Raw genomic sequence first — 25,481 nt, forward strand, 5'->3', positions numbered from 1 at the left:
CTTGGACAGACGCCCAGTATACAGCCTGTGAGCAGAATCAATGCCCGGCGGTTTTCGAGAAGAGCTGAATCACCACCACGCCACCGACGATCATGGCCATGCCGGCCATGGCCGGGATATCCAGTTTCTGCCCGTAGATCACCAGGGCCGCGACGCTGATCAGGACGATGCCCAGGCCCGACCAGATGGCATAGGCAATGCCTACCGGAATGCTGCGCACCACCAGGGTCAGCATCCAGAACGCCACGGCGTAGCCACAGACCATCAGCAGCAAGGGCAGGGGCGTGCTCAGGCCTTTCACGGCTTTCATCGAGGCGGTGGCAATGACTTCGGCGCAGATGGCAATGGCCAGGTAGGTGTAGGCGTTCATGGTGGTGGTCCTCTGTTCTGGCTGGGCATTCTAGAGCATGCCTGGATGGGGTAAAGTCATTACCTATCTTTAAAGGAGATAGGTTGAATGGCCGAACAGTGGAACCTGGAGCAACTACGCCTGTTTGTACGAGTGGCCGAGCAGCGTTCGTTTTCAGCGGTTGCCCGTGCCCAGCGCAAGGCCCAGTCGGCCGTGAGCAGTGCCATTGCCCTGCTTGAGGCCGACCTGGGTGTCACCCTGTTCGAACGCAGCAGCGGTCGCCAGCCGCGCCTGACCGAGGCCGGGGCGGCGTTGCTCGAGGACGCGCGCGAACTGTTGCGCCAGTGCGAGCGCCTGGACGGTCGGGCGCTGGCGCTGATGCGCGGCCAGGAGGCGCAGCTGCGGGTGGCGCAGGACGAGGCCATGCCCTATCAACCGGTGATCGACAGCCTCGATGAACTGGCCCGGCAGTTCCCCTTGCTCGAGGTGCAACTGGCCAGCGGTGCCCAGGGCGATGTGGCGCGCAAACTGGTGGAGCGTCGCGCCGACCTTGGCTTGCTGTTCCACCACGAGCGCATGCCGCCGACCCTGGAGCGCCGCGCCCTGGGGCGAGTGGAGATGGTTACCGTCTGCGCCGTCAACCACCCACTGGCGCAGCTGACCCGGGTCAACCGCCAGCAACTGGCCAGGCATCGACAGTTGCTGATCGCCCCCCAGGAAAGCGGCTACCCCGGCGGCGAGCCGATCAGTCCGCAGATCTGGCGGGCCGACAGTTTCTACGCCATGGCCGAACTGCTGATGCGCGGCCTGGGCTGGGCCTGGCTGCCCCGGCACGTGGTGCAGTACCCGACCTATCACGCACAGATGGTCGAGCTGAGCAGCGAGTGGAGCCCACCCGCCCTGGTGGTGGAGCTGGTGTGGCGGCGTGACGAACCGCTGGGGCCCGCGGCCCAGTGGTTGGCCGAACGCTTCGCAGTGCACTTGCGTGCCATTGGCTAGTACACTTCGGCGCCATGAACAGAACCCTCTATACCTTGCTGTTTCACCTGGGCCTGCCGCTGGTTGCGCTGCGCCTGTTCCTGCGCGCGCGCAAGGCCCCGGCCTACGGCCAGCGCATCGGCGAGCGCTTTGCCATGAACCTGCCGGCCATGGGCAAGGGCGGCATCTGGGTGCATGCCGTGTCGGTAGGCGAGAGCATTGCCGCCGCGCCGATGATTCGTGCCTTGCTCAAGGCTTATCCACAGCTGCCGATCACCATCACCTGCATGACCCCGACCGGCTCCGAGCGGGTGCGGGCGATGTTCGCCGATGAGCCGCGCATCCAGCACTGCTACCTGCCCTATGACCTGCCCTGGGCGGCCGGGCGTTTCCTCGATCATGTCCAGCCTCGCCTTGCGGTGATCATGGAGACCGAGCTGTGGCCCAACCACATCCACCAGTGCGCCCGGCGCGGCATTCCAGTGGCCCTGGCCAATGCCCGGTTGTCCGAGCGCTCGGCCCGCGGCTACGCCCGCTTCGCCGGCCTGACCCGACCGATGCTGGCCGAGATGAGCCTGATTGCAGTGCAGACCGAAACCGAAGCCGAACGCTTCCGTCAACTGGGTGCGCGCCCGGAATGCGTGCAGGTGACCGGCTCGATCAAGTTCGACCTGCGCATCGACGAGCAGCTCCTGCCCAAGGCCCGGGCCTTGCGCGAGCAGTGGCAGGCCGGCCAGCGTCCGCTGTGGATCGCGGCCAGCACCCACGAAGGCGAGGATGAAGTGATTCTGGCGGCGCACCGCCGATTGCTCGAACACCATGCCGATGCCCTGCTGATCCTGGTGCCGCGTCATCCTGAGCGGTTCAACAGCGTGTTCGAGCTGTGCTGCCAGCAGTTCCCGACCGTTCGCCGTTCCAGCGGTGAGCCGGTGGCTGGCGATACCGCGGTGCTGCTTGGCGACACCATGGGCGAGTTGCTGTTCCTCTATGCCCTGGCCGACATGGCCTTTGTCGGCGGCAGCCTGGTGCCCAACGGCGGGCACAACCTGCTGGAGCCGGCGGCGTTGTCGTTGCCGGTGCTCAGCGGTCCGCACCTGTTCAACTTCCTGGAAATCGCGGCGATGTTGCGTGAGGCGGGTGCCTTGCAGGAAGTGGATGATGCCCAGGGCCTGGCGGCTGCGGTGCGGCGGCTGATCGAGTTGCCGCAGGATGCGCGGCGCATGGGTGAGGCCGGGCGGGCGGTCATGAAAGCCAACCAGGGGGCGCTGCAGCGCTTGCTCGATGGGCTGGGGCGTTTGATTTGAACTGATCGCGGGGCAAGCCCGCTCCTACCGGATCCGGTGGGAGCGGGCTTGCCCCGCGATGCGTTTCAGGGACGGGCGTCGAAGTTGGCCTTGGCCGCCGCTGCCAGGTCAGGCGGCAGGAAGTCCTTGTCCGGGTTGTAGTCCGGTTTCAGGTAACGGCTGAGGTCGGTCAGGTCCTGCGGGCTCAGGGTGCCGGCGGCCTGCTTCAGGCGCAGGTTGTCGAGGATGTAGTCGTAGCGGGTGTTGTTGTAGTCGCGCACCGAGGTGTACAGCTGGCGCTGGGCATCGAGCACGTCGACGATGTTGCGGGTACCGACCTGATAGCCGATCTCGGTGGCTTCCAGCGCGCTCTGGTTGGAAATGATCGACTGTTTGCGCGCCTGTACCTGCTCCACATCGGTGTTCACTGCGCGGTGCAGGTTGCGGGTGTTTTCCACCACCTGGCGGCGCAGGCTTTCACGCTGCTGCTCGGTCTGGTTCAGGCGCTGGTACGCCTCGCGCACTTGCGAGCTGATCAGGCCGCCACTGTAGATCGGGATGTTCAACTGCAGGCCGACGCTGGTCTGCTCGACGTCGCCACTGATGGTCCCGCCGAGGTTGGGGTTACTGAAGCCCAGGTTGTCGTTGTCGCCTTTCTGGTACTGGGCCACGGCATCCAGGGTCGGCGCATGGCCGGCCTTGCGCTGGCGCAGGGTTTCCTCGGCGGCGTCGACGGCATGGTTGCTCGCCAGCAGGTTGAGGTTCTGCTTGCCGGCGGTTTCGACCCACAGCTTGGCATCGTTGGGCACCGGCACCTGGATCGGCAAGGTGTGGACGATACCCTGGATCGATTTGTAGTAGCGGTTGGTGAAGGTGATCAAGGCCTCGTAGGAATCGTCGACCTGGCGCTGGGCGACGATCCGGTTGGCCCGCGCGGTGTCGTAGCTGGCCTGGGACTGCAGCACGTCGGTCTTGTCCGACAGGCCCACGTCGAAGCGCTCTTCGGACTGGTCGAGCTGGCGCTTGAAGGCCGCTTCCTCGGCCTTGGTCGAGGCCAGGGTGTCTTCAGCGCGCAGGACCGCGAAGTAGTTTTCCGCCGACTGCAGGATCAGGTTCTGCTCGGTGGCCGACAGTTCCAGGGCGGCCTGTTCGTTGAAGGCTTCGGCGGCCTGCAACTGGAACCAGCGATCGGCACGGAACACCGGCTGCGCCAGGGTGGCCTGCCAGGAGTTGCCGCTGCGGTTGGAGGTGATCGAAGGGCTGTCGAGCTTGGTGCGGGTATTCTGCATGGTGCCGCCGCCGGACAGGTTCGGCAGCAGGCCGGCACGGGCCTGGGGTACCACTTCCTTCTGGGCGCCATAGTTGGCTTGGGCTGCAGCCAGGTCGGCGTTGTTGTTCACGGCTTCCTGGTAGACGCTGACCAGATCGTTCTTCGCCGAGATGGGCACGTCCGCTGCCCAGGCCATTCCGTTGGTAGCACAAGACACGGCAATGGCCAGTGAAAGTTTGCGCAGCATAGGGCGATCCTTGAACAAATTGAGTGTCTCTGAGCGGGTGAGTGTAGATGGGTGGACACTTGGCAACAATCTGCCATTTACGCCATTTATCGTGCCCGTGTTCGTACTGTTGGCTTTGCAGGTGAGTCCAGTCTAGACTGGGCACGTTCTTGTCGGGGTGCCTTGCGTTGAGGCTGAGATCGGATAATCCGGATCCCGTTGAACCTGATCAGGTTAGCGCCTGCGTAGGGAACAAGATTTCTCGCTTTCCCGGCGAGTCTCTTGTGCCAGGTCCGGGAATGTCGAGCCAGCCATTGCAGCTGCAGGCATCACCGCGTATCCGGCACAGCACCAGCCATGGTGCGTCCGTGCCTTTCAGGTTCTCCCCGACATTCCACTGCTAGTGAAGCCGTCTGGAGAGCCTGTGATGAGTAAACAAGAAAAATATACCAATCTGAGTGAGTCGGCCCAGGTCGATCAACAGTCCGTACAGCCGTTCACCCGCTCGCGCAAAATCTATGTCGAAGGCTCGCGCCCCGATATCCGCGTGCCGATGCGTGAAATCAGCCTGGACGACACCCCTACCGATTTCGGCGGCGAGCCCAATGCACCGGTGCTGGTCTACGATACCTCCGGCCCCTACACCGACCCCACTGTCGTCATCGACGTGCGCAAGGGCCTGGGCGACGTACGCTCGGCCTGGATCGACGCCCGTGGCGACACCGAGCGCCTGGCCGGGCTGTCGTCGGACTTCGGCCAGCAGCGCCTGGCCGATGCCGAGCTGACCAAGCTGCGCTTCGCCCACGTGCGCAACCCGCGCCGGGCCAAGGCCGGCGCCAACGTCAGCCAGATGCACTATGCGCGCCAGGGCATCATCACCGCCGAGATGGAATACGTCGCCATCCGCGAGAACATGAAGCTGCAGGAAGCCCGCGCCGCCGGCCTGCTCGATCAGCAGCACGCCGGGCACAGCTTCGGTGCCAGCATTCCGAAGGAAATCACCGCCGAATTCGTGCGCGAGGAAATCGCCCGCGGTCGCGCGATCATCCCGGCCAACATCAACCACGTGGAGCTGGAGCCGATGATCATCGGCCGCAACTTCCTGGTGAAGATCAACGGCAACATCGGCAACAGCGCCCTGGGCTCATCCATCGAAGAAGAAGTGGCCAAGCTGACCTGGGGTATCCGCTGGGGCTCGGACACGGTGATGGACCTGTCCACCGGTAAGCACATCCACGAAACCCGCGAGTGGATCATCCGTAACTCGCCAGTGCCGATCGGTACCGTGCCGATCTACCAGGCGCTGGAAAAGGTCAATGGCGTGGCCGAAGACCTGACCTGGGAGCTGTTCCGCGACACCCTGATCGAACAGGCCGAGCAGGGCGTGGACTACTTCACCATCCACGCAGGCGTCTTGCTGCGCTACGTGCCGCTGACCGCCAAGCGCGTCACCGGTATCGTCAGCCGTGGCGGCTCGATCATGGCCAAGTGGTGCCTGGCGCACCACAAAGAGAACTTCCTCTACACCCACTTCGACGAAATCTGCGAAATCATGAAGGCCTACGACGTCAGCTTCTCGCTGGGCGATGGCCTGCGTCCGGGGTCGATTGCCGATGCCAACGACGAAGCGCAGTTCGGCGAGCTGGAAACCCTCGGTGAACTGACCAAGATCGCCTGGAAGCACGATGTCCAGTGCATGATCGAAGGCCCGGGCCACGTGCCGATGCAGCTGATCAAGGAGAACATGGACAAGCAGCTCGAGTGCTGCGACGAAGCGCCGTTCTACACCCTCGGCCCGCTGACCACCGACATCGCCCCGGGCTACGACCACATCACCTCCGGCATCGGTGCGGCGATGATTGGCTGGTTCGGTTGCGCCATGCTCTGCTATGTGACCCCCAAGGAGCACCTGGGCCTGCCGAACAAGGATGACGTCAAGACCGGCATCATCACCTACAAGATCGCCGCCCATGCCGCCGACCTTGCCAAGGGCCATCCGGGCGCGCAGATTCGTGACAACGCCTTGTCCAAGGCGCGCTTCGAGTTCCGCTGGGAAGACCAGTTCAACCTTGGCCTGGATCCGGACACCGCGCGTTCGTTCCATGACGAGACCCTGCCCAAGGATTCGGCCAAGGTCGCCCACTTCTGCTCCATGTGCGGGCCGAAGTTCTGCTCGATGAAAATCACCCAGGAAGTGCGTGAATACGCCGCCAACCAGCGCATCGACGCGGTGGACGTGGCGGTCGAGGACGGCATGCGCGAGCAGGCCGAGCGGTTCCGCCAGGAAGGCAGCCAGCTGTACAAAAAGGTGTAAACCGTATCGCGGGGCAAGCCCGCTCCCACAAGGAAACCATTTTCCCTGTGGGAGCGGGCTTGCCCCGCGACAGGTCGTCCAAGAACAACAATTTTCTCCCTGTCGAGACCACCCCTTGTGAGCACACCCAGCCAGTTCTCCCCCGATCACCCCGTCACCGCCCAACAGCGCGTCCTCAGTGGCCGCGACCTCTGTTCCCTGTGGTTCTCCCTCGGCATCGGCCTGATGGTCCTGCAGACCGGCGCCTTGCTCGGCCCCGGCCTGGGCTTGGCCAACGCCGTGCTGGCGATCATTGTCGGCACCAGCGTGGGCGTCCTGCTGCTGGCGGCAGTCGGTGTCATCGGCAGCGACACCGGGCTGTCGTCCATGGCCGCCCTGCGCCGCAGCCTCGGTCGTGACGGGGCGCGCTTGCCGGCGCTGCTCAACTTGCTGCAACTGATCGGCTGGGGTTCGTTCGAGATCATCGTCATGCGCGATGCCGCGAGCCTTTTGGGTGCGCGCGCCTTCGGCGAGGACAGTGCGCTGACCAACCCGTTGCTGTGGACCCTGTGCTTCGGCGCCCTGGCCACCTTGCTGGCGGTCAGCGGGCCGTTGACCTTCGTGCGCAAGATCCTGCGCAAGTGGGGCATCTGGCTGTTGCTCGGCGCCTGCCTGTGGCTGACCTGGAACCTGTTCGCCAAGGCGGACCTCGGCGCCCTGTGGGCCCGCGCCGGGGATGGCTCGATGTCGTTGGCCGTGGGGATCGACATCGCCATTGCCATGCCGTTGTCGTGGCTGCCGCTGATCGCCGACTACTCACGCTTCAGCCGCCATGCCAGCCGGGTGTTCGTCGGCACCGCGCTGGGCTACTTCGTCGGCAACGTGTGGATGATGAGCCTGGGCGTGGCCTATACCCTGGCCTTTGCCCCGGCGGGCGAGGTCAACACCCTGCTGCTGGCGCTGGCCGGTGCCGGCCTGGGTATCCCGCTGCTGCTGATCCTGCTCGACGAATCGGAAAAGGCCTTTGCCGACATTCACTCGGCGGCGGTCTCCACCGGCCTGCTGGTGCGCCTGAAGGTCGAGCACCTGGCCCTGGCCATCGGTGTGCTGTGCACCCTGATCGCCTGCTTTGCGCCGCTGGCGCAGTACCAGAATTTCCTGCTGCTGATCGGTTCGGTGTTCGCGCCGCTGTTCGGTGTGGTGCTGGTCGATCACTTCATCGTGCGTCGCCGTCGCAGCGATGCCAGCCCCATCCACAGCCTGCACGGGCGGGCGCTGCTGGCCTGGGCCTGCGGGGTGGCCACCTACCATCTGCTGGCCCATTACGCGGCGGATGTCGGTTCGACCCTGCCGGCCTTGCTGCTGGCAGGGTGCGTGTACTGGGCGGCAGCGCCGTCCGTCAGCCGCGACCGGGAAACAACTCCGGCTTGACCACGCCATTCAGGCGCGGGTAGGGGATCTTCAGTTCGATGTGGCCCATGGAGTACGGGGCGATGGCATACACTTCGTACTTGAGCACCACCGCGCCGTAGGTCAGGGCGATGTGCGAGGTCTGGCGGAACGGCCAGGTCTTGACGAACTCGGCGTCCTTGTCCATGCCGGTGCTGATCAGCCAGGCCTTGTGGGCTTCCTCGGCGGTCTTCCAGAAGGTCGCCTCCTGGCCCGGCACCAGCATGTCCTGCAGGGTGAGCACCTTGTCCTGCTGGCGCGAGTAGTTGATGAAGCCGCGCCCGGGCATGCCGTGGGCGCCGCCGGTGTCCAGGTAGCTGGACAGCTCGATGATCACCAGTCCGTCATGCTGCTCGCGTACCTTGGCTTGCAGGTAGCTGCTGTGGCGGCTTTCGGCCGAGGCCATGAATTGATCTTCATAGGCCTTGAGCGAGCTGGGCAGGGCGTTGCGCTCGTTGTCCTGGGTCATCTGCAGCAGGCGTTTCTCGACGATCGCATCCAGTTTGGGGTTGGCCGGGAAGTGAATGGTGTCGATGTTCACCAGCGGGCAATCGGCCGTGGTGCAACCGGGCTTGATGTGTTCCCAGCGGTCGCGCTTGACCTCCAGGGGCGTGCGCATGTTGGGCTGGAACAGGCTTTGGCAGGCGCCCAGGGCCAGGGCCAGCACAGCCACGGAAGTCAGTTTCACAAGCGTCATGATGATCCTTGTCAGGCGGAGTTGATCGGGCTTGGACCGTCGGCAGGGCCTTCAGTTCGCCACTAAGCTCAATATCAGCAGGCGGTCTATCCTCGCAGCCTGGCCGGTATCTTGAAAGGGGTGAAACGCGCCGATGCGCAGGTTAGGATGGCGCGATGCAGTAGATGAGGTCGTGAGGATTGCCATGTCAGATGAGTTGAACGCTGTGCCCAAGGGTGTCGAGATCGTCGAGCGATTGAACTGTTTCCAGGGCTTTTACAAGCTCGACCGGGTGCGCCTGCGCCACGAGTTGTTCGCCGGCGGCATGGGCCGGGAGATCAGCCGTGAGCTGTTCGTGCGCCATGATGCGGTCTGTGTGCTGCCCTACGACCCCCAGCGTGACGAAGTGGTGCTGATCGAGCAGTTTCGCGTCGGTGCCCTGGACAAGGTGGCCAACCCCTGGATGATCGAGCTGGTCGCCGGTCTGATCGACAAGGACGAAGCGCCGGAAGAAGTTGCGCACCGCGAGGCGCAGGAGGAAGCTGGTCTGAAGATCCAGACGCTGTGGCCGATGACGCGGTACTTCCCGTCTCCTGGCGGCAGTGATGAATACGTACACTTGTATCTGGGCCGTTGCGACAGCGCTGGGGCGGGCGGTCTGCATGGCCTGGAGGAAGAGGGTGAAGATATCCGCGTCAAGGTCTGGGCGTTCGAGGACGCGCTACAGGCCGTACGCGACGGGCTGATCGCCAATGCGGCAACCATCATTGCCTTGCAGTGGCTGGCCTTGAACCGGGATGAAGTCAGGGGGCTATGGTCGTGAATCTCTTGCGCGAGCGCTACCGGGTCGATCTGGTCGGGTTGCAGGCTGCCTGCGAGGCCAACTATGCGCGTCTGATGCGCTTGTTGCCGGATATGCGCACGGCCAAGAGCTCGCGCCGGATCGGCATGACCCAGGGTGACCAGATGCTCGGCGTGCTGGTGCTCGACGTGGTACTCGCCTGTCCCTATACCACCACCCTGCGCGTGCGCCAGGAGCACAGCCTGCCCTGGCTGCCGGTGCCGCAACTGGAAGTGCAGGTGTACCACGACGCGCGGATGGCCGAAGTGGTCAGCGCCGAGCACGCCCGGCGCTTTCGCAGTGTCTACCCCTATCCGAATGCGGCCATGCACCAGCCGGACGAAAAGGCCCAGCTCAACCTGTTCCTGGGCGAATGGCTGAGTCATTGCCTGGCCTGTGGCCATGAGTTGGCAGTGGTTCGCTGAAATGTGACGCCGGTCGTTTTCGCATATTTGCTCAAGCGACGCTTGCCGCCATAATCGCGCTGAATCCTCTCCAGGAGTCGGCCCTTGCCGCAACCATCGATCCTTTCCGGCGACGCACCGGTCTACCTGGTGCAACTGACCGACAGCCACCTGTTTGCCGAGCCGCACCGTACGCTGCTGGGCATGAACACTCGCGACAGCCTGCAGCGGGTCATCGAGCGGGTGCGTGAAGAGCAGCCGCGCATCGACCTGCTGCTGGCCACCGGCGACCTGTCCCAGGACGGCACCGAGCAATCCTATGCGAGTTTTCGTGACCTGACCGCGAGCCTCGGTGCGCCGGCCCGCTGGCTCGCCGGCAATCACGACGAGCCGCTGCCGATGGAGCGGGCGGCGCAAGGCACCGACCTGCTGGCGCCGCAGGTGGATATCGGCAACTGGCGCATCCTGATGCTCAATTCGGCGGTGCCGGGGGCGGTTCCCGGGGTCCTCGACGCGGGGCAGCTCGAGCTGCTCGAACAGTCATTGAGCCAGGCGCCCGAGCGTCATCACCTGATCTGCTTCCACCATCAGCCGGTCGCCATCGACTGTGCCTGGATGGCGCCGATCGGGCTGCGCAATGCCGACGCGCTGTTCGACCGGCTCAAGGGTTATCCACAGGTGCGCGCCTTGCTCTGGGGCCATATCCACCAGGAGTGGGACCAGCTGCGCGACGGTGTGCGGCTGCTGGCTTCGCCTTCCACCTGTATCCAGTTCGAGCCCGGCAGCGCAGACTTCAAGGTCGGCGACCAGGCGCCCGGCTACCGCTGGCTGCGTCTGCAGCCTGATGGCGGCATCGAGACCGGGGTTTCGCGAGTGAGCGACTTCAACTTCGACGTCGACTATGAAGACGGGTATTAAGTGTTGCCAAATTGCTGAAACCGTTCAATGAGCCGCCGAACAGGCTAAAATGCGCGCTTTCCTGCCTGGTGTTCCGGGCGAGTCAGGGGTAGCGAGGGCGGCATGTCGGGTTCGATTCTCTATATTCACGGGTTCAACAGCGCACCTTCCTCGAAAAAGGCCTGCCAGCTGGTCGAGGTGATGCAACAGATCGGCCTGGGCGAGCGCCTGCGGGTGCCGGCCCTGCATCACCACCCACGCCAGGCCATGGCCCAGCTCGAAAGCGCCATCGCCGAGCTCGGATCGCCATTACTGGTCGGCAGCTCGCTCGGCGGCTACTATGCCACCCATCTGGCCGAACGCCACGGGCTCAAGGCGCTGCTGATCAACCCGGCGGTCAACCCGCACCTGCGGTTCGACGGCTATCTCGGCACCCAGCAGAACCATTACACCGGTGAATCCTGGGAACTGACCCTGGATCACGTGCAGGCCCTGGCCGAGCTCGAGGTTGCACCGCCCACGGATGCCGGGCGCTACCAGGTCTGGCTGCAGACCGCCGACGAGACCCTGGACTACCGCCAGGCCGAGCGCTTCTACCGGGCCTGCGCCCTGCGCATCCAGGCCGGTGGCGACCACAGTTTCCAGGGCTTTGCCGAGCGCCTGCCGGCGTTGCTGAGCTTTGCCGGCATTGCCCCCCAGCAGTATCAAATGCTCGATTTTTCTGTATTTTGATGACTTATTTTTACCCACGACTGACGACGAGAACCCATGGCCATTCCCAGCGCTAGTGCCTATAACGCAGACGCCATCGAAGTCCTCTCGGGCCTTGACCCGGTACGCAAGCGCCCGGGCATGTACACCGACACCAGCCGGCCGAACCACCTGGCCCAGGAAGTGATCGACAACAGTGTCGACGAAGCCCTGGCCGGGCACGCCAAATCGGTGCAGGTGATCCTGCACGCCGACCATTCGCTGGAAGTGTCCGACGACGGACGCGGCATGCCGGTGGATATCCACCCTGAAGAGGGCGTGTCCGGGGTCGAGCTGATCCTGACCAAGCTGCATGCCGGCGGCAAGTTCTCCAACAAGAACTACCAGTTCTCCGGTGGCCTGCACGGGGTCGGTATCTCCGTGGTCAACGCCTTGTCCAGCCAGGTGCGGGTCAAGGTCAAGCGCGACGGCAACGAGTACCAGATGACCTTCGCCGATGGCTACAAGGCCAGCGAGCTGGAAGTGATCGGCAGCGTCGGCAAGCGCAACACCGGTACCAGCGTGTATTTCTCGCCGGACCCGAAGTATTTCGATTCGCCGAAATTCTCCATCAGCCGCCTCAAGCATGTGCTCAAGGCCAAGGCGGTACTGTGCCCGGGCCTGTTGGTCAGCTTCGAGGACAAGGCCAGCGGCGAGAAGGTCGAATGGCACTACGAAGACGGCCTGCGTTCCTACCTGGTCGATTCGGTCAGCGAGTTCCAGCGCCTGCCGGACGAGCCGTTCTGCGGCAGCCTGGCCGGTAACAAGGAGGCCGTCGACTGGGCCCTGCTGTGGTTGCCCGAAGGCGGCGACAGCGTCCAGGAAAGCTACGTCAACCTGATCCCCACGGCCCAGGGCGGCACCCACGTCAACGGCCTGCGCCAGGGCCTGCTCGATGCCATGCGCGAGTTCTGCGAGTTCCGCAACCTGCTGCCGCGCGGGGTCAAGCTGGCCCCGGAAGACGTCTGGGAGCGCATCACCTTCGTCCTCTCGATGAAGATGCAGGAGCCGCAGTTCTCCGGGCAGACCAAGGAGCGCCTGTCGTCCCGCGAGGCGGCGGCCTTTGTCTCCGGCGTGGTCAAGGATGCGTTCAGCCTGTGGCTCAACGCCCACCCGGAAATGGGCATGCAACTGGCGGAGCTGGCCATCAGCAACGCCGGGCGGCGCCTGAAGGCCAGCAAGAAGGTCGAGCGCAAGCGCGTGACCCAGGGGCCGGCGCTGCCGGGCAAGCTGGCCGACTGCGCCGGGCAGGACCCGATGCGCGCCGAGTTGTTCCTGGTCGAGGGTGACTCGGCCGGTGGTTCGGCCAAGCAGGCGCGGGACAAGGAATACCAGGCGATCCTGCCCCTGCGCGGCAAGATCCTCAACACCTGGGAAGTCGATGGCGGTGAGGTCCTGGCCAGCCAGGAAGTGCACAACATCGCCGTGGCCATCGGTGTCGACCCGGGCGCGGCGGACATGAGCCAGCTGCGCTACGGCAAGATCTGCATCCTCGCCGACGCCGACTCCGACGGGCTGCACATCGCCACCTTGCTCTGCGCCCTGTTCGTCCAGCATTTCCGCCCGCTGGTCGAGGCCGGTCACGTCTACGTGGCCATGCCGCCGTTGTACCGTATCGACCTGGGCAAGGAAATCTACTACGCCCTGGACGAAGCCGAGCGCGATGGCATCCTCGATCGCCTGGTGGCCGAGAAGAAGCGCGGCAAGCCGCAGGTCACCCGCTTCAAGGGCCTGGGTGAGATGAACCCGCCACAGCTGCGTGAAACCACCATGGACCCGAACACCCGTCGCCTGGTGCAACTGACCCTGGACGACCTGGACGGCACCCGCGAGATCATGGACATGCTGCTGGCCAAGAAGCGCGCTGGCGATCGCAAGAACTGGCTCGAGTCCAAAGGCAACCTGGCCGAGGTCCTGGCTTGATTCGTCTGCTGCTGGCCGCAGTCGTTGGTCTGTTTGCCCTGTCCGCCCAGGCCGCACCCTGGCCGGAGCTGAAGATGCTGAGCGAGCACCCGGTCGAGGGCATGCGCGGTGGCAACCTGTCGGGCCTGGCATTGTGCAAGGACGAGCTGTGGGCATTGTCCGATCGTGACGATGACCTGCTGTACCGGCTCGACACCGCGGCACCGCTCTGGCAGGCCGTTGCGGTGCCAATGGCCGTGCCACCGGTGCCGGAGAGCGGCTTGCCCTGGGGCATCCGCTCGCGTACCTGGGCAGCGGGGATGGTGCGCGGTGGCGACCTGGATTTCGAGGGCCTGAGCTGCGACGCTGCCGGCAACCGCTACCTGGTCAGCGAGGCCCATGCCGCCGTGCTGCAGGTGCCGGTCAAGGGCGAGCCCGACTGGCTGAAGATCGACCCGAGCATGGTTCGCCAGGCGCGGGCCAGTGGCATGCTGCTGCATTTCAACGCCCTGTTCGAAGGCCTGGCGGTCAACCCTGCCGGCGATCGCATCTGGCTGGCCGCCGAGCGTGAGCGCCGTGGCCTGCTGCTGATCAACCGCCAGCAGACCGTATGGAACTGCGCCGGCGGCTGTGTGTTGCTCAGCGAGGCCGGGGTCGAGATGCAACCGCCGCAGATGCCTGGTGCCCGGGCGCTGCCGCGGGATTTTTCCGATCTGGTGCTGTTCAACAACAAACTGTTCACCCTGGAACGCAATGCCCACCGGATCTGCCGACGCGATGCGGCCAGCGGCCAGGTCGAGCGTTGCTGGTCGTACGCAGCAGACGCCCTGGCCGAGCCACGCCGGTACACTCAACCGTTCGGCCTGGCCGAGGCCCTGGCGATTGATGCCAAGGGCGCCTGGATTGGCGTCGACAACAACGGTGCCACCCGCCAGGATGGCGAATCCCGTCCGATGGTCTGGCGCTTTGCCGCCCCTGAAGGCGGCTGGAGTGCCAAGCCGTGAGCCAGCCAGCGGGCAAGCGTGCCGGCCGGGTCATGCTGGTCCTGGCCTGGGCGGCCGGCTTGTTTCTGGCCACGCGCTTCTTTGGCGATTGGGAGCAGCGTCAGGCCAATCCCAATGCCCAGGTCCGCTCGGAACATGGCGATGGCTTTATCGAGGTGCAGCTGGCGGGCAACGGCCAGGGGCATTTCGTCGCCGATGGCCGGATCAATGGCCAGGCGGTACATTTTCTGCTCGATACCGGTGCCACCGACGTGGCCATTCCCGAGGTGCTGGCCGGCAAGCTCGACCTTGCCCGCGGCGCCCCGGTGATGCTCAGTACCGCCAATGGCCGCACCCAGGGTTACCGCACGCGCCTGGACGCGCTGCAACTGGGCGACATCGAGCTGCGCGATGTGCGCGCCCTGGTGGTACCAGGGCTGGATGGCGAACAGGTGCTACTGGGCATGAGCGCCCTCAAACAACTCGAATTTACCCAGCGTGGCGGCACCTTGCTGCTGCGCCAGAACCTGAAATGATGAGGCCCGCATGAGCGACTCCCTTGATCTCAGCCTCGATGGCGTAGAGCGCCGGTCACTGGCTGACTTCACCGAACAGGCCTACCTCAACTACTCCATGTACGTGATCATGGACCGTGCCCTGCCGCATATCGGCGACGGTCTCAAGCCGGTGCAGCGACGCATCGTCTATGCCATGAGCGAACTGGGGCTGGACGCCGACGCCAAGCACAAGAAGTCGGCGCGTACCGTCGGTGACGTGCTCGGCAAGTTCCACCCCCATGGCGACTCGGCCTGTTATGAAGCCATGGTGCTGATGGCCCAGCCGTTCAGCTACCGCTACACCCTGGTCGATGGCCAGGGCAACTGGGGTGCGCCGGACGATCCGAAGTCGTTCGCCGCTATGCGTTACACCGAAGCACGCCTGTCGCGTTACTCCGAAGTGCTGCTCAGCGAGCTGGGCCAGGGCACCGCCGACTGGGTGCCGAACTTCGACGGCACCCTGGACGAGCCTGCGGTGCTGCCGGCGCGCCTGCCGAACATCTTGCTCAACGGCACTACCGGTATTGCCGTGGGCATGGCCACCGACGTGCCGCCGCACAACCTGCGCGAAGTCGCCAGCGCCTGCGTGCGCCTGCTGGACGAGCCCAAGGCCACGGTCGAGCAGCTGTGCGAGCATATCCAGGGGCCGGACTACCCGACCGAAGCGGAGATCATCACGCCGCGCGCCGAACTGCTGAAAATCTACGAAAGCGGCCGTGGCTCGGTGCGCATGCGTGCGGTGTACCGCATTGAAGATGGCGACATCGTCGTCACTGCCTTGCCCCACCAGGTTTCCGGGGCCAAGGTGCTGGAGCAGATCGCCGCGCAGATGCAGGCCAAGAAGCTGCCGATGGTGGCCGACCTGCGTGACGAGTCCGACCACGAGAACCCGTGCCGGATCGTGATCATCGCCCGTTCCAACCGGGTCGACCTCGACGAGCTGATGCAGCACCTGTTCGCCACCACCGACCTTGAGTCGAGCTACCGGGTCAACGTCAACATCATCGGCCTGGACGGCCGCCCGCAGCTGAAGAACCTGCGGGCGCTGCTGGTCGAGTGGCTGGAATTCCGCGTGCAGACGGTACGTCGCCGCCTGCGTTTCCGCCTGGACAAGGTCGAGCGCCGCCTGCACCTGCTCGAAGGCTTGCTGGTGGCCTTCCTCAACCTGGATGAAGTGATCCACATCATCCGCACCGAGGATCAGCCCAAGGCTGCCCTGATTGCCCGTTTCGACCTGACCGAAACCCAGGCCGAATACATCCTCGAGACCCGCCTGCGCCAACTGGCACGGCTGGAAGAGATGAAGATCCGCAACGAACAGGACGAACTGGCCAAGGAACAAGCCAAGCTGATCGCCCTGCTCGGCAGCGAGAGCAAGCTGCGCAAGCTGGTACGTGCCGAACTGATCAAGGATGCCGAAACCTACGGCGACGACCGCCGTTCGCCGATCATCGAGCGCGCCGAAGCCAAGGCCCTGTCGGAAAACGAGCTGATGCCGACCGAGCCGGTAACCGTCGTGCTATCGGAAAAGGGCTGGGTACGTTGTGCCAAGGGCCATGACATCGATGCCACCGGCCTCTCGTACAAGGCCGGTGATGGCTTCAAGACCGCTGCAGCCGGGCGTTCCAACCAGTTTGCCGTGTTCATCGACTCCACCGGTCGCAGTTACTCGGTGGCCGCCCATACCTTGCCGTCGGCCCGTGGCCAGGGCGAGCCGCTGACCGGGCGCCTGACGCCGCCGCCGGGCGCAGCCTTCGAGTGCGTGCTGCTGCCTGAAGACGACGCACTGTATGTGATCGCTTCCGACGCCGGCTACGGCTTCGTGGTCAAGGGTGAAGACCTGCAGGCCAAGAACAAGGCCGGCAAGGCGTTGCTCAGCCTGCCCAATGGCGCCAAGGTGCTCGCCCCGCGACCGGTGGCCGACCGTGAACAGAACTGGCTGGCGGCAGTGACGACCGAGGGCCGGCTGTTGATCTTCAAGATCAGCGACCTGCCTCAACTGGGTAAAGGCAAGGGCAACAAGATCATCGGTATCCCCGGTGATCGGGTGGCCAACCGTGAAGAATATGTCACCGATCTTGCGGTCATTGCCGACGGCGCGACCCTTGTATTGCAGGCTGGCAAGCGTACGCTGTCTCTGAAGGCCGATGACCTCGAGCATTACAAGGGTGAGCGTGGTCGTCGCGGCAACAAGCTGCCACGTGGCTTCCAGCGGGTAGACGCCTTGATGGTGGAAAGCCTCGGTTAAGTCGTGCAGAGCCTCGAATGGGTAAATTAGCGCCCGTTCGAGGCTGAAACACTGGAGTCGTGCCGCTATTTCGCGGATGATAGGCCCCTTGCGGTACCAGCGTGGCTGTGTACCCGAATGAATCTACATGAGTATCACTGCGGTTTGCCTTGTGGCGACTGCCTGGATGGGATGATGAAATTTCTGCGCCTTCCATTTGTTCTGCTGATGACTGGCGTACTCGGACTGGCTGGCTGCAGCATGCAGCAGCCGGTTTCCCTGTATCAGCTCGACAGCGGCGAGCCTGGCCAACCCAAGCAAAGCGCGGGCATGGCCGTGGTGCTCGGTCCGGTGTCGGTGGCCGACTACCTGCAGCGTGAAACCCTGCTGCAGCGCCAACCTGATGGCAGCCTGAGCGCGGCGACCGATGGTCGTTGGGCCGGCAGCCTGTCGGGCGATATCGATCAATTGCTGGTGCGTCAGTTGGCCTGGCGCCTGGACAGCCAGCGTGTGGTCCTGGCACCGGCCACGACCGGTTTCGCCCCGGATGTGCAGATCCTGCTGTCGATTACCCGACTGGATTCCGGTACCCACCAGCCAGCGGTCCTGGATGCCCAGTGGCGTCTGCTGGATCGCCGCGGTCAGGTGCGCGACAACCGTATCGTTCATCTGGAGCAACAGCATCAGGGTAGCGAAGCGGCCCAGGTCCAGGCCCAGGGGCAGTTGCTGCAGAAACTCGCCGAACAGCTGAGCGTGGCCGTCAAGCCGTTGGCCAACCAGCCGCCGGTTGTCGAGGAAGCGCCGAAGAAAGCTGCGCCGGTGCAGGTGCGCAAAGAGCCGGAGAAACCCAAGATCCCCCTGGCCACGCCGATCCGCACCGATATGGAAGTGTTCCGCTTCTAAGCAGACACCCACAAAAAAGCCCGCAGCGATGCGGGCTTTTTTATGGCTTTTATGCGGGCCTCATCGCAGGCTTCGCCAGCTCCCACAGCTCCCACAGCTCCCACAGCTCCCACAGCTCCCACAATCCTTGAGTGCAGTGCTCTCTGTGGGAGCTGGCGAAGCCTGCGATCGACCGTGCAACAGTCGCTGCAATGTCCTGGGCATAAAAAAGCCCGCATCAGTGCGGGCTTTTTCTCATGCAGCGATCAGCTCTTGACCCGACGCTCATGCATCCGTGCCAGCTGGCGCTCCAGCATCGAGGGGTAGGGCTCCATCAGTCGCTCGACGCAGCAGGCACCCTCGGGGCTGGCGATCGGGCGGATGCGGGCGCGCTGGCGGATCAGCGCATCGTCGCTGATCTTGCGCTCCACCAGCAGCAGGTTACGGCTGTGCTGCGACAGGGCCAGGGCATCCTGGGCCTTTTCGGTCAGCAGCAGGTCTATCTGGCTCAGGCCATGCAGGTCTTCACCCAAGGCCAGACCCAGCTGCAGTTGCAGGGTGATGCCGCTGTCGGCCACCTCGATCTGCAGCGCATGCCCCAGGGCGCGCAGCAGTTCGCCACAGCAGATGGCGTTGGTGAGGTAGTCCTCGCCGCTGTCTTCGCTGTTGAACAGCAGCAGGGTGCTGCCGTCATTGAGGGTGTGCACTTCGCTCTCATACAGCGAGGCGGCCTGTTCGAGGCAGTCGCGGTAGCGGTCCAGCAGCTCGGTCAGGCGAGTGCGAGGCAGGCGTCGCAGTTGCTCCTGGGAACCGAGCTGCACAGCCAGCACGGCGCAGGCCTGCGGCTCGCGATTGACCGGGCCAGGGGCAGGACGGGGGCTGCTGTCGCCTTCGTCGTCGATCAGGTCGGCAAAGGCATCGTCATGGTCGTCAGCGTCAGCGTCAGCAACGGGCTTGACCGGTTTGGCAATTGCCGGGGCTTCGTCGAAGCTCGGGTCGCGCAGGTTGCGGACCTGGAACTGCGGCTCGTCCTCGTCGACATGCTCTTCGGCTTCTTCCTCGGGTTCGACGGCCCGTGGGGGCGGAGCGAAGCGCGTGTGCAGCTGGCGGGCGAGGTCGCCGATCTCATCCTGACGTTCGGTGGCCGGAGTGAATTCGTTGATGTCGCGCAGCCAGACGCGCAATTGCAGCAAGGGCGTGGAGATGAAGCGTCCCAGGCGCAGGCTCATGGCCAGGGCCAGGGCCAGCAGGATGCCGGCGAGGATGCCCATGCTCTGCAGGCTGATGGTCAGCGGCTGCTGGAACTGGCTCATGTCCAGGCTGATGCGCAACTGGCCGGCGGTCACGTCCTGGAAGGTGATCTTGGTCTGGTACAGGCCTTCGGCTTCGCCCAGCAGGCCGTTTTTCGGGCGCTGGCCGGCTTCGGCGAGGATCCGGTTGTCGACGCTGTAGATCGCCGCGTGGGCCACCAGCGGGTTCTTCACCAGGTTGCCCAGCAGCACGTTGAGGCTGAGGATGTCGTTGGACACCAGCAGCTCGGTGGCCGAGGTCGCGGTCTGAGTGGTCAGGCTCTGCCCCAAGGCATCGGCCTGCTCATGCATGGCTTCCTTGAACTGCAAGCCCATCACCCCGGCGTAGATCACCAGGGCCAGTGCCACGAGGAACACGTTATGGCAGGCGATACGCAACGCAAGCGGCACACGACGGTGGCGCAGGGCACGGAAAATCAGCAGGAAGAAGTTGTCGGTTTTAACGGGCGTGGGCCGGTTCACAGAGCGCGGCTCTTTATGTCGGTGAAGTTGCTGCGCAGTATAGCGAGCGCTCATGGACCGGCAAAGTATCGACTGCACCCGATAGTCCGCGAAAATCGGTAGAATGCGCTTTTTTTCTACGAGTCGGAGCCCGTCTTGCGCGAAATCGTTCTGATTAACATCACCGGTGAAGACCGCCCGGGTCTCACTGCGGCCATCACCGGCGTTCTGGCCCAGGGTGGTGTGAACATCCTCGACATCGGTCAGGCGGTGATCCATGACACCCTGTCCTTCGGCATCCTGGTGGAAATCCCGGACACCGAGAAGGCCTCGTCGGTGCTCAAGAATATTCTGTTTGCGGGCTACGAACTCGATCAGCAGGTGCGCTTCACCCCGGTTTCCGAAGCCGATTACCAGAGCTGGGTCGAAGGTCAGGGCAAGGCCCGCCATATCGTTACCCTGCTGACTCGCAAGGTTACCGCCGAGCAGTTGCAGCGGGTCAGTTCGATCACCGCCAAGTACGGCTTGAACATCGACCACATCGATCGCCTGTCCGGGCGAGTGGCGCTCGATACCCCGGTCGAGCAAGGCAAGGGCTGCATCGAGTTTTCCGTGCGCGGCGAACCGGCCGACCCGCAGGCCCTGCGCGCCGAGTTCCTCAGCGTGGCCCAGGAGCTGAACGTCGATATCGCCTTCCAGCAGGACTCGCTGTTCCGCCGCAACCGCCGCCTGGCGGTGTTCGACATGGACTCGACCCTGATCGAGGCCGAGGTGATCGACGAACTGGCCAAGGCTGCCGGTGTCGGCGAACAAGTGTCGGAAATCACCGAGCGGGCCATGCGTGGCGAGCTGGATTTCCGTGCCAGCTTCAAGGAGCGCCTGGCCTTGCTCAAGGGCCTGGATGTCGGCGTGCTCGACCAGATCGGTGCTTCGCTGCGCCTGACCGAAGGCGCCGAAGTGCTGTTTGCCGAGCTCAAGCGCCTGGGTTACAAGACCGCGATCCTGTCCGGTGGCTTCACCTACTTCGCCAAGCAGTTGCAGGCCAAGCTGGGCATCGACTATGTCTTTGCCAACGAGCTGGAAGTGGTCGATGGCAAGGTGACCGGCGTTGCCGTTGAGCCGATTGTCGACGCCCAGCGCAAGGCCGACCTGCTCGCTGAGCTGGCGCGCAAGGAAGGCTTGCAGATGGAGCAGACCATTGCCGTGGGCGATGGCGCCAACGACCTGCCGATGCTGGCGATCGCCGGCCTGGGCGTGGCATTCCGCGCCAAGCCGCTGGTCAAGCAGTCGGCCAAGCAGGCGATTTCGACCCTGGGTCTGGATGGCGTGCTGTACTTGCTGGGCTTCCGTGATCGCGAAGGCCGTGCCTGACCCTGACTTGTGGGAGCGGCGGTGCGACGACTCGACTTGCCCCGCGATTGCGTGCAGTCAGTCAGATCGCATCGCGGGGCAAGCCCGCTCCTACAGGTGTAAAAAAGCCCGCATCGCTGCGGGCTTTTTCATGTTCAGGCCTGGGCGGGCAGTGCCAGGCATTCACCCATGCTGACCGCAGAGCCTGCGCCAAGCGACTCGGCCCATTTGACCTGCTCGGGTCCGAACAACACCACAGCAGTGGAACCCAGCTTGAAGCGACCCAGTTCCGCACCTTTTTCCAGGTGGATCGGCGCGCGGCTGGCTTCGTCGTAGCGGAAAGTCTTCAGCTCGCGCTTGGGTGGCGTCACCAGACCGGCCCAGACGGTTTCGATCGAGGCCACGATCATGGCGCCGACCAGCACGACCGCCATCGGACCGCGCTCGGTGTCGAACAGGCAGACTACGCGCTCGTTACGGGCGAACAGCTCCGGAACGTTTTCGGCGGTGGTCTGGTTGACCGAGAACAGCCGGCCCGGTACGTAGATCATCTCGCGCAGGGTGCCGGCCAGCGGCATGTGCACGCGGTGGTAGTCCTTGGGCGACAGGTAGATGGTGGCGAACTCGCCGCCCATGAACGGCGCGGCATTGGCCGGATCGCCGCCCAGCAGCTCCTGGGCGCTGAAGCTGTGGCCCTTGGCCTGGAAGATGCGACCGTGCTCGATCGGGCCGAGTTGGCTGACAGCGCCGTCGGCCGGACAGAGGATCGCGCCCGGGGTTTCGTCCAGCGGGCGGGCGCCCGGCTTCAAGGCGCGGGTAAAGAAGGCGTTGAAATGCTCGTAGGCGGTGACGTCTTCAACCAGGGCCTGGGACATGTCGACCTGGTAGCGCTTGGCGAACCAACTGGTAAAGGCATTCTTGAACCAGCGCACACGGCACTCGGCGATGCAGCCGGCCAGGCGCGACAGCAGGTGATGCGGCAGCAGGTACTGGCTGATGATGAACAAGCGGGATTTCATTGGGTTTCCTTGATTCTTCAATTTTCTACAGGCGTATCCGGGTGGTTGCCCCATTCGCCCCAGGAGCCGGCATAGGCCTTGACGCGTGGATAACCCAGCGCTTTGGCCACGAGGTAGGTGAAGCCGGAGCGGCGGTGGGTCTGGCAGTGGGTGATCACCTCCTTGTCCGGGGTGATGCCCAGGTTCTGCAGGACTTCGGCGATGTCCTTGCGGATGCGCAGGTGGTCGTTGAGGTCCATGCCGGCGGTCCACTCGAAGTTGATCGCACCGGGGATGTGGCCGCCCTTGGCTGCCAACACCTTCTCGCCACTGAATTCCTGCGGGCCACGGGCGTCCCAGATGACCAGGTCGTCGGCACCCAGGCGGCTTTGCAGGTACTCGCGGGTGGCGGTGGGGGCGCCGTCGATGCGCAGGCGCACCGGGGCGCTGCCGCTTGCGGGCACTTCGGTGGACAGCTTGTCTGCCGGCCAGGCCTGGATCCCGCCATTGAGGTAGTGATGACGCTTGTGGCCGATCACGTCGAGCAGCCAGATGAAGCGCCCGGCCCAGCCGCCGCCTTCATCGTCATACACCACATACACGGCATCGTCGCGGTGACCAAGTTCACTGAACAGCTTTTCCAGGTCGCCTTGGGCCGGCAGCAGGCCGGGCGCGGGGGGCTGGCCGAGCTGGGTACGCTTGCCTTCGACGAAGCGTGCGCCGGGGATATGTCCGCTGACATAACGGTTGGCGGTGCTCAGATCGACCAGGATCAGCTGCGGCGAATCCAGGCGTGGCAGCAGGTCCTCGGCTTCGATCACCAGGGGCAGGCCAGAAAAGTCAGTCATCCAGAATCTCCAGATCAGGACAGAGGGGGCGATTGTAGCGCATGGCTCAGGCGCTGCGGTGGCTGAAGGCGGTCAGTGCGCGTTCGATGCATTGCGCGGTTCTGGCAAAGGCCTGCAGGCTGATGTCGGCCAAAGGCTTGCCGCCCTGGTCGGCGACCAGCAGCATCACCACCCGCTCGTTGCACGCAAGCGAGCGCAGCAACAGCTGGTCACTGCGAAACAGGGCGCGCAGGCCGGGCGGCAGCAGGGGCGAGAACTGGGCATGGTTGTCAGGTGTCAGGCGCAACTGTGCCGGTTTGCTCAACAAGCGTTGCAGCAACTTGCTCTGTTCCACAGGCAGCACCAGGCTGGCGGCCTCTGCCGGCAGCCCGGCGATCTGGTGCGCGCGCAGCAGGCCCTGGCTCTTGTCGGTCATCAGCAGCATCACCCGTTGCATGCCGCAGGCCACCAGGGCATCGCGGGCCCGGCCGCTCAGGTGCAGGGCATTGGTGAACGGGCTGGGTTCGGCCAGCAGCTCGCCACACAGCGTGCGCCAGTTGCCCAGGGCCTGTGCGGTGGGCGGTGGCGGGGCAACCAGGCCTGGATGCAGGCGCACCTGATGCCATGGCCAGATCAGCGCCTGCGCCGGGTGGAAGAGTTCGTCGTCGGCATGATGGCGGGCGCTGATCGCGGCCTGCTGGTGCACCAGTTGCTGCACTTCGTCCAGCGGGGTTTGCAGGTACAGGCTGGTCAGCAGCTGCCAGCGCTGCACATGGGCATTGCTCCAGCCCACCTGCGCCGCCAGCGCCATGCCGTTGGCCAGCAACACGGTATTGGCCGGTTGATTGAACCAGCGGCGCACGGCCGGCCGGTCGTCCAGGCGCTGCTGCTGGCGCAGGGTGTTTTCTTCGCGAGCGATGAGCAGGGTCTCGGCCAGCAGGCGACGGTCTTCCTGCAGCAGGTGATAACCGCGGGTGACCCAGTCGGGCAGGCGCCAGTGCTCGGCCAGGGCCTTGCACAGGCTGAGCACCCGGACACCGAACAGCTCAAGCTCGACCCGGGCGGCCGATTCACCTTTGTGCACCACCCGCAGTTCCCAGTCATCGAGCAGCTTGGGATGGGTCAGGGCCAGCGGCCACAGCGGCGAGAGAAACAGCAGGCTGCCCCAGTGGATCTCTTGCCAGAGTCGCGCCAGGCGGCTGGCGAACAGGCCGTTGGCCTGCTGGCTGGCGTGCTGGCTGACCTGTTGCAACTGGCGCAAGCTCGGCGCGATTTCGCCCTCGGGCAGCGCCGGCAGGCGCTCCAGCAGTTGGGCGGTACGGGTCAGGCCGAGGCGATTGATGGCGATTTCCAGGCTCTCGGCGGGCTCGCCCATGCTGGTCTGGGTATGGTGGTTGGCTTCGCGCATGACGCTGAGCACCAGGGCCGGGCTGCCCTGCATCAGTTCGGCAATGTCGCGCAGCGAACGGCGACTGTCGGCAATCGCCGCCTTGACCCACTCGTAACTGGCGAGGGGAATCGGGAGACGAACGCTATCGAGCAACTTGACCCAGGCATCGAGTGTTTTTGGTGTTTGACGTGGCACGATGGTTTCAATAGGCATGCTGGAAGGAGGCCGAACTGGTTTTTCGCCTTGAGTGACTATAGTCTGGCGCAGTTCTGCCGATAAGTAGAAGAAGAGTTTTATCAACTTCCGCCCACGACCCTGACCACGACTGTAAGTGCTTTCTATCTATGGCTAAAATTATCGGCATCATCGTCGTATTCGCGAGTGTGCTCGGCGGATATGTGCTTTCCCACGGCAAGATTGCCGCACTGATCCAGCCTTTCGAAGTGCTGATCATCGGTGGCGCAGCCTTTGGTGCGTTCCTGCAGGCGAACCCTGGTTACATGACCATGCATGTAATCAAGAAATCGCTGAAGATGTTCGGCACGCGCTTTACCCATACCTTCTATATCGAGGTACTGGGGCTGGTCTACGAGATCCTCAACAAGAGCCGGCGTGAAGGCATGATGGCGATCGAAGCCGATATCGAAGACGCCGCTGCCAGTCCGATTTTTGCCAAATACCCCGCGGTGCTGGGCGATGAACGCATGACCGCGTATATCTGCGACTACTTGCGCATCATGTCCACCGGCAACATGGCGCCTCATGAGCTCGAAGGCCTGTTCGACATGGAGCTTTTGAGCATGAAAGAAGAGCTCGAGCACCCTTCCCATGCCGTGACCGGCATCGCCGACGGCATGCCAGGCTTCGGTATCGTCGCTGCGGTACTGGGTATCGTGGTGACCATGGCCTCGCTGGGTGACGGCGACCAGAAGTCCATCGGCCTGCACGTTGGCGCGGCGCTGGTGGGTACCTTCTTCGGTATTCTCGCCGCCTACGGCTTCTTCGGCCCGCTGGCCACGGCCCTGCGCCAGGACGCCCGGGAAGAGCTCAACGTCTATGAAGCCATCAAGGCTTCCCTGGTCGCCTCGGCGTCCGGCATGCCGCCGTCGCTGGCAGTGGAATTCGGTCGCAAGGTGCTGTTCCCGGCCCACCGTCCGAGCTTCGCCGAGCTGGAACAAGCAGTCCGCGGTCGCTGAGT

22 protein-coding genes and 1 riboswitch are annotated in these 25,481 nt (G+C 64.3%); of the genes, 15 read left to right on the top strand and 7 right to left on the bottom strand.

Translation table 11 applies throughout. From position 1 onward, the window contains the following. Positions 1-37: 37 nt before the first annotated feature. A complete protein-coding gene (locus tag M2D63_RS12960) occupies positions 38-370 on the bottom strand; it encodes a multidrug efflux SMR transporter (protein WP_285863322.1) in 333 nt (110 codons plus the stop codon). 87 nt (positions 371-457) lie between these two features. On the opposite strand from M2D63_RS12960, the gene M2D63_RS12965 reads away from it, so the two are divergent. Together M2D63_RS12965 and waaA are read left to right on the top strand one after the other, a co-directional pair. Continuing rightward, a complete protein-coding gene (locus M2D63_RS12965; protein WP_285863323.1) occupies positions 458-1,348 on the top strand; it encodes a LysR family transcriptional regulator in 891 nt (296 codons plus the stop codon). Positions 1,349-1,362: 14 nt separating this feature from the next. Continuing rightward, positions 1,363-2,631 carry a lipid IV(A) 3-deoxy-D-manno-octulosonic acid transferase gene (waaA, locus tag M2D63_RS12970; RefSeq protein WP_285863324.1) on the top strand — a complete coding sequence of 423 codons (1,269 nt, stop codon included), beginning with the start codon at positions 1,363-1,365 and terminating at the stop codon, positions 2,629-2,631. Positions 2,632-2,696: 65 nt separating this feature from the next. On the opposite strand, the gene M2D63_RS12975 is transcribed toward waaA, so the two are convergent. Continuing rightward, positions 2,697-4,127, bottom strand: a complete 1,431-nt coding sequence (locus tag M2D63_RS12975) for a TolC family outer membrane protein (protein WP_285863325.1) — start codon at positions 4,125-4,127, stop codon at positions 2,697-2,699. Between the two features lie 143 nt (positions 4,128-4,270). After that, a riboswitch (TPP riboswitch) is annotated at positions 4,271-4,375 on the top strand. Between the two features lie 158 nt (positions 4,376-4,533). Between M2D63_RS12975 and thiC the strand changes: the two genes are divergently transcribed. Together thiC and cytX are read left to right on the top strand one after the other, a co-directional pair. Then, complete coding sequence (thiC, locus tag M2D63_RS12980; RefSeq protein WP_285863326.1) at positions 4,534-6,420, top strand: phosphomethylpyrimidine synthase ThiC; 1,887 nt, start codon at positions 4,534-4,536, stop codon at positions 6,418-6,420. Positions 6,421-6,537: 117 nt separating this feature from the next. Beyond that, positions 6,538-7,830: a putative hydroxymethylpyrimidine transporter CytX gene (gene cytX, locus M2D63_RS12985; RefSeq protein ID WP_285863327.1), complete on the top strand. Its 1,293-nt coding sequence runs from the start codon at positions 6,538-6,540 to the stop codon at positions 7,828-7,830. Here cytX and M2D63_RS12990 read toward each other — a convergent pair. Next, the gene (locus M2D63_RS12990; protein WP_285863328.1) at positions 7,799-8,545 is read right to left on the bottom strand and encodes an RsiV family protein; all 747 of its coding nucleotides are present in this window, start codon (positions 8,543-8,545) and stop codon (positions 7,799-7,801) included. The two genes, cytX and M2D63_RS12990, sit on opposite strands and share 32 nt — an antisense overlap. 184 nt (positions 8,546-8,729) lie before the next feature. On the opposite strand from M2D63_RS12990, the gene M2D63_RS12995 reads away from it, so the two are divergent. From M2D63_RS12995 to M2D63_RS13035, 9 genes are all read left to right on the top strand, one after another. Continuing rightward, positions 8,730-9,347: an NUDIX domain-containing protein gene (locus tag M2D63_RS12995; protein WP_285863329.1), complete on the top strand. Its 618-nt coding sequence runs from the start codon at positions 8,730-8,732 to the stop codon at positions 9,345-9,347. Then, entirely contained in the window at positions 9,338-9,790 is a 453-nt protein-coding gene (locus M2D63_RS13000) for a DUF1249 domain-containing protein (RefSeq protein ID WP_285863330.1), read from the top strand. The genes M2D63_RS12995 and M2D63_RS13000 overlap by 10 nt, the downstream gene beginning before the upstream one ends. An 84-nt stretch (positions 9,791-9,874) precedes the next feature. Continuing rightward, the gene (gene cpdA, locus M2D63_RS13005) at positions 9,875-10,687 is read left to right on the top strand and encodes a 3',5'-cyclic-AMP phosphodiesterase (protein WP_285863331.1); all 813 of its coding nucleotides are present in this window, start codon (positions 9,875-9,877) and stop codon (positions 10,685-10,687) included. Positions 10,688-10,789: 102 nt separating this feature from the next. Then, positions 10,790-11,398 (top strand): YqiA/YcfP family alpha/beta fold hydrolase, encoded by a 609-nt coding sequence (locus M2D63_RS13010; protein ID WP_285863332.1) that lies wholly within the window; start codon positions 10,790-10,792, stop codon positions 11,396-11,398. Between the two features lie 36 nt (positions 11,399-11,434). After that, positions 11,435-13,339, top strand: coding sequence for a DNA topoisomerase IV subunit B (gene parE / locus M2D63_RS13015; protein WP_285863333.1), 1,905 nt, complete (start codon positions 11,435-11,437; stop codon positions 13,337-13,339). Further along, a complete protein-coding gene (locus M2D63_RS13020; protein WP_285863334.1) occupies positions 13,336-14,322 on the top strand; it encodes an esterase-like activity of phytase family protein in 987 nt (328 codons plus the stop codon). The genes parE and M2D63_RS13020 overlap by 4 nt, the downstream gene beginning before the upstream one ends. Continuing rightward, positions 14,319-14,837, top strand: a complete 519-nt coding sequence (locus M2D63_RS13025; protein ID WP_285863335.1) for a TIGR02281 family clan AA aspartic protease — start codon at positions 14,319-14,321, stop codon at positions 14,835-14,837. The genes M2D63_RS13020 and M2D63_RS13025 overlap by 4 nt, the downstream gene beginning before the upstream one ends. A 10-nt stretch (positions 14,838-14,847) precedes the next feature. Further along, positions 14,848-17,106, top strand: coding sequence for a DNA topoisomerase IV subunit A (gene parC, locus M2D63_RS13030; protein ID WP_285863336.1), 2,259 nt, complete (start codon positions 14,848-14,850; stop codon positions 17,104-17,106). Positions 17,107-17,280: 174 nt separating this feature from the next. Then, complete coding sequence (locus tag M2D63_RS13035) at positions 17,281-17,988, top strand: membrane integrity-associated transporter subunit PqiC (RefSeq protein WP_285863337.1); 708 nt, start codon at positions 17,281-17,283, stop codon at positions 17,986-17,988. Between the two features lie 245 nt (positions 17,989-18,233). On the opposite strand, the gene M2D63_RS13040 is transcribed toward M2D63_RS13035, so the two are convergent. Beyond that, positions 18,234-19,739, bottom strand: coding sequence for a histidine kinase (locus M2D63_RS13040; protein ID WP_285863338.1), 1,506 nt, complete (start codon positions 19,737-19,739; stop codon positions 18,234-18,236). 135 nt (positions 19,740-19,874) lie between these two features. Here M2D63_RS13040 and serB point away from each other — a divergent pair, with 135 nt between their 5' ends. Further along, positions 19,875-21,089, top strand: coding sequence for a phosphoserine phosphatase SerB (gene serB, locus M2D63_RS13045; protein WP_285863339.1), 1,215 nt, complete (start codon positions 19,875-19,877; stop codon positions 21,087-21,089). 134 nt (positions 21,090-21,223) lie between these two features. Here serB and asd read toward each other — a convergent pair whose 3' ends face one another. From asd to M2D63_RS13060, 3 genes are read right to left on the bottom strand one after another with little or no spacing between them, the layout of a single operon-like run. Next, the gene (gene asd, locus M2D63_RS13050; protein WP_285863340.1) at positions 21,224-22,087 is read right to left on the bottom strand and encodes an archaetidylserine decarboxylase; all 864 of its coding nucleotides are present in this window, start codon (positions 22,085-22,087) and stop codon (positions 21,224-21,226) included. A 17-nt stretch (positions 22,088-22,104) separates the two neighbouring features. Further along, the gene (locus M2D63_RS13055; protein WP_285863341.1) at positions 22,105-22,914 is read right to left on the bottom strand and encodes a rhodanese-like domain-containing protein; all 810 of its coding nucleotides are present in this window, start codon (positions 22,912-22,914) and stop codon (positions 22,105-22,107) included. Between the two features lie 46 nt (positions 22,915-22,960). Further along, complete coding sequence (locus M2D63_RS13060; protein WP_285863342.1) at positions 22,961-24,496, bottom strand: HDOD domain-containing protein; 1,536 nt, start codon at positions 24,494-24,496, stop codon at positions 22,961-22,963. 131 nt (positions 24,497-24,627) lie between these two features. Here M2D63_RS13060 and motA point away from each other — a divergent pair, with 131 nt between their 5' ends. Beyond that, a complete protein-coding gene (motA, locus tag M2D63_RS13065) occupies positions 24,628-25,479 on the top strand; it encodes a flagellar motor stator protein MotA (RefSeq protein WP_285863343.1) in 852 nt (283 codons plus the stop codon). Positions 25,480-25,481: the final 2 nt, after the last annotated feature.

The sequence above is a fragment of the Pseudomonas sp. BJa5 genome, from assembly GCF_030272875.2.
Taxonomy (GTDB): domain Bacteria; phylum Pseudomonadota; class Gammaproteobacteria; order Pseudomonadales; family Pseudomonadaceae; genus Aquipseudomonas.

Excerpts from the sequence above, each read along its gene's own strand:
- M2D63_RS12960 (WP_285863322.1), bottom strand. The coding sequence starts at position 370 with ATGAACGCCTACACCTACCTGGCCATTGCCATCTGCGCCGAAGTCATT.
- M2D63_RS12965 (WP_285863323.1), top strand. The coding sequence starts at position 458 with ATGGCCGAACAGTGGAACCTGGAGCAACTACGCCTGTTTGTACGAGTG.
- waaA (WP_285863324.1), top strand. The coding sequence starts at position 1,363 with ATGAACAGAACCCTCTATACCTTGCTGTTTCACCTGGGCCTGCCGCTG.
- M2D63_RS12975 (WP_285863325.1), bottom strand. The coding sequence starts at position 4,127 with ATGCTGCGCAAACTTTCACTGGCCATTGCCGTGTCTTGTGCTACCAAC.
- thiC (WP_285863326.1), top strand. The coding sequence starts at position 4,534 with ATGAGTAAACAAGAAAAATATACCAATCTGAGTGAGTCGGCCCAGGTC.
- M2D63_RS12990 (WP_285863328.1), bottom strand. The coding sequence starts at position 8,545 with ATGACGCTTGTGAAACTGACTTCCGTGGCTGTGCTGGCCCTGGCCCTG.
- M2D63_RS12995 (WP_285863329.1), top strand. The coding sequence starts at position 8,730 with ATGTCAGATGAGTTGAACGCTGTGCCCAAGGGTGTCGAGATCGTCGAG.
- M2D63_RS13000 (WP_285863330.1), top strand. The coding sequence starts at position 9,338 with ATGGTCGTGAATCTCTTGCGCGAGCGCTACCGGGTCGATCTGGTCGGG.
- M2D63_RS13010 (WP_285863332.1), top strand. The coding sequence starts at position 10,790 with ATGTCGGGTTCGATTCTCTATATTCACGGGTTCAACAGCGCACCTTCC.
- parE (WP_285863333.1), top strand. The coding sequence starts at position 11,435 with ATGGCCATTCCCAGCGCTAGTGCCTATAACGCAGACGCCATCGAAGTC.
- parC (WP_285863336.1), top strand. The coding sequence starts at position 14,848 with ATGAGCGACTCCCTTGATCTCAGCCTCGATGGCGTAGAGCGCCGGTCA.
- M2D63_RS13035 (WP_285863337.1), top strand. The coding sequence starts at position 17,281 with ATGAAATTTCTGCGCCTTCCATTTGTTCTGCTGATGACTGGCGTACTC.
- asd (WP_285863340.1), bottom strand. The coding sequence starts at position 22,087 with ATGAAATCCCGCTTGTTCATCATCAGCCAGTACCTGCTGCCGCATCAC.
- M2D63_RS13055 (WP_285863341.1), bottom strand. The coding sequence starts at position 22,914 with ATGACTGACTTTTCTGGCCTGCCCCTGGTGATCGAAGCCGAGGACCTG.
- M2D63_RS13060 (WP_285863342.1), bottom strand. The coding sequence starts at position 24,496 with ATGCCTATTGAAACCATCGTGCCACGTCAAACACCAAAAACACTCGAT.
- motA (WP_285863343.1), top strand. The coding sequence starts at position 24,628 with ATGGCTAAAATTATCGGCATCATCGTCGTATTCGCGAGTGTGCTCGGC.